This window comes from Devosia sp. (genome assembly GCF_030689745.1).
Taxonomy (GTDB): domain Bacteria; phylum Pseudomonadota; class Alphaproteobacteria; order Rhizobiales; family Devosiaceae; genus Devosia; species Devosia alba.
In genome coordinates this window covers 1-3,175 of the sequence record NZ_JAUYGL010000149.1, presented here as the reverse complement: position 1 = coordinate 3,175, position 3,175 = coordinate 1, and the positions used below count along the sequence as shown (strand labels likewise).

General features: G+C 60.8%; 4 protein-coding genes. 2 read left to right on the top strand and 2 right to left on the bottom strand.

Annotated features, from left to right (window positions below; genetic code table 11):
* Together Q8O80_RS13185 and Q8O80_RS13180 are read right to left on the bottom strand one after the other, a co-directional pair.
* Positions 1 to 631, bottom strand: a 631-nt coding sequence (locus tag Q8O80_RS13185; RefSeq protein WP_305579936.1) for a PmbA/TldA family metallopeptidase, incomplete at its 3' end; no start/stop codon positions are given.
* A gap of 198 nt (positions 632 to 829) precedes the next feature.
* A complete protein-coding gene (locus Q8O80_RS13180) occupies positions 830 to 1,360 on the bottom strand; it encodes an invasion associated locus B family protein (protein ID WP_371136198.1) in 531 nt (176 codons plus the stop codon).
* A 369-nt stretch (positions 1,361 to 1,729) separates the two neighbouring features.
* Between Q8O80_RS13180 and coxB the strand changes: the two genes are divergently transcribed.
* Positions 1,730 to 2,605, top strand: coding sequence for a cytochrome c oxidase subunit II (gene coxB, locus Q8O80_RS13175; protein ID WP_305579934.1), 876 nt, complete (start codon positions 1,730 to 1,732; stop codon positions 2,603 to 2,605).
* A gap of 18 nt (positions 2,606 to 2,623) precedes the next feature.
* Positions 2,624 to 3,175, top strand: a 552-nt coding sequence (locus Q8O80_RS13170; protein WP_305579932.1) for a cbb3-type cytochrome c oxidase subunit I, incomplete at its 3' end; no start/stop codon positions are given.

Here is a 3,175-nt window from a genome sequence, read left to right as displayed (position 1 = left end):
TTTCATCGGTCAGGAAATCGCCGAACAGTTTGCGTCCGCCCATGCCGTAGGAGCCGTTTTCCTGCCGGTCGCCGACGCCGGCGACAACGGAAATGTTGAGCCGGGTGAGGGGGCGGACGTCTCGCACCCGGTGACCGTCGGCGCGCAGGATTTCCACCACCTGCCAGTTGGCGCCGATCGAAACCGAGACCTGGCGGACCCGTTCATCCTTGTTGCGCAGATAATGGTCGATGCTCTGCAGCAGCTTGACCTTGTCCTCAAAGCCAGGCGTGGCGAGCGGGTTGTCGGCGGTGTAGAGCAGCTTGTTGGTGCGCTGTGGCGCGGCGGAATAGACGCCGGTGGCGCCGCGGGTGACGGCGGACACCGCATCCGCCGCGCGCATCAATGCCGCTTCCGACAATTCGCCGGCATGGGCGTATCCGGAGGTTTCGCCCAGCACCGAACGGAGCCCGAAGCCGCGATCGGTCGAGTAGGCGCCGGATTTCAGCTTGCCGTTGTCGAAGACAAGTGATTCGGTCTCTTCGTACTCGAGATAGAGCTCGCCATCATCCGCGCCCTTGAGCGCATCGGCGACGATCCGCTCCACTTTGGCTTCGGAAACGTCGAACTGACTGGCGAGTGGGTCCTGCATGGTGGTGTCCAATTCTGTGGCGATCATGGAAGACTATATAGGTGATCGAGCCGCGATTGAAACACAGGGGCCGGAGCCGGCGGCCAGAATCACCCATGAGAATGTCAATCGTCCAGGCCAGGCTTGCCGCGGCAAACCGGACCCTTGCGGGTCGGTGCGATGACCGGCCCTGACGGGCTGGATGGCGAACTCAGGCGATCACGGCAGCGCGGCGTAGCCTTCGGTGAAACCGGCGAGATCAACCGGGATGCCGATCCCTTCCTCGGGAGTCTGGAACACGATGAAAGTTGCGGTGGTGCCGCCGCGCAGGGTGGTCAGCAGCGTTTCATCGAGGATCACCTCGGCATAGCAGCCATCGGAAAAGCAGCGCACGAAATAAGCCCGGCCGATATCCTTGCCGTCGACATTCAGGCCAAGTCCGGATGGCAACAGCACGCCAAGCGGCGCCAGGACCCGCAGGATGCGCGCCTGCTGGTCAGCGGTTTTCAGCACCACCACGGAAAGGCCGACCTCGGGCCGGTCATCGGCAATGACGTTTTGCATCAGCGCGCACTGTTCGCCCGGCGCCCCCGCCGGGGTGTCGCAGACGATTGACCATGAGCCGTGCGAGGATTTGACCTTGCCAGCCTGCTGGGCGGCCGCATGAGTTGCAAGCGCCAACGGGGCTGCGAGCATCAGGCTGGCCAAAAAGGCTGCCCTGGCAGGGTTCGATTTGAGTGCAAATGCCATTTCAACTCCACGCAACGGCCGAATCATCACCCATTTTGTAGATGGGCGGGGCCAAATTGAAACCCTTCACCGTCACTCTCTCCCGTTTTGTACGGCAAAAATGCGGCCCGGAGGCAAACCGGCCCAGTGATATTGACAAAGCCGCGCTGCATTCGCATCCCGAACCTTGCCAAATCACGCCGTCAAACTGCCATTCTCCAGTCAAAACCGCACCCAAACAGGCGGCTCCGCCAGATCCGCGCAAAAATGCCGCATCATCAAGACGTGACGGCTGTTGCTAGCGGTGTCATTCTGTGATTTGAAGCCCCGATCATATTGAGGGATTCCGTCTGGTCACGCAGGCGGTGCGATACTCGAGGGAGACTAAACGTGACCAACAAGCTTTCTGCAGGGCTTGCCGCGTTCGGCACGCTGGGTGCAAGCCCGGCTTTGGCCGCACAGCCGGTTGATTGGCAAATGGGTTTTCAGCCCGCCGCCACGGGAATTATGACGCAGATACGGGGATTTGAGGCCTACACACTTTGGTTCATCGTGCCGATCACGCTTTTCGTGCTGGTATTGCTGGTCTATGTGATGGTGAAATTCCGCGCCGGCGCCAATCCAACTCCGTCCAAGACCAGTCACAACTCGCTCATTGAAGTGGTTTGGACGCTGGGCCCGGTGGTGATCCTTCTCGCGCTGGCGATTCCGTCCTTCAATCTGCTGACCGCGCAATACTCGCCGCCCGAAGCCGACTACACGGTCAAGGCCACTGGCTATCAGTGGTATTGGGGCTACGAGTACCAGACCGACAGCGAAGTCTCGTTTGACTCCCTCATGCTGAAGGAAGGCGACCGCGCCGGTTACGCCAAGGAAGATGTGGCGGCCTATCCGCGCCTGCTCGCGGTTGACAATGAATTCGTGGTTCCGGTTGGCAAGACCGTGCGCGTGCTGGTAACCGCCGCCGATGTGCTCCACTCCTTCGCCATGCCCGCTTTCGGCATCAAGATGGACGCGGTTCCCGGCCGTCTCAACGAGACCTGGTTCAAGGCGGACGCCGAGGGACTGTATTACGGACAGTGTTCCGAGCTATGCGGCAAGGATCACGCTTTCATGCCGATCGCAATTCGCGTGGTTGCCCAAGACAAGTTCGATGCATGGCTTGCCGCCGCTGCCGACGATGTTGAGGCCGCCAACCGCAATCTGATGGCCGCCATCGATGCCGACGCAAAGTCGGTCGATGTCGCCGCCAACGACAAGAACTAAGAGAGGGGACTGAGAGCAATGGCCGGTTCAGCTGTCACTCACGACGATCATGACCACAAGCCAAAGGGCTTTGTGCGTCGCTGGATGTATTCCACCAACCACAAGGACATCGGCACGCTCTACCTGATTTTCGCGATCATGGCGGGCATCATCGGTGGCGTCCTGTCGATTGCCATGCGCATGGAACTCCAGGAGCCGGGGATCCAGATCTTCCACGGTCTGGCCTCGATGGTCTATGGTTACGAAGGCGACGCCGCCATCGATGGCGGCAAGCACATGTACAATGTGTTCACCACCGCTCACGGCCTGATCATGATCTTCTTCATGGTCATGCCGGCTCTGATCGGCGGCTTTGCCAACTGGATGGTGCCGATCATGATCGGCGCGCCGGACATGGCGTTCCCGCGCATGAACAACATCTCGTTCTGGCTGCTGCCGCCGGCTTTCCTGCTGCTGCTCTTGTCGATGTTCGTTGAAGGCCCCGCCGGCGGCTACGGCACCGGTGGCGGCTGGACCATCTATCCGCCGCTCTCGACAACCGGACAGCCCGGACCGGCGATGGATTTCGCC

Excerpts from the sequence above, each read along its gene's own strand:
- Q8O80_RS13180 (WP_371136198.1), bottom strand. The coding sequence starts at position 1,360 with ATGGCATTTGCACTCAAATCGAACCCTGCCAGGGCAGCCTTTTTGGCC.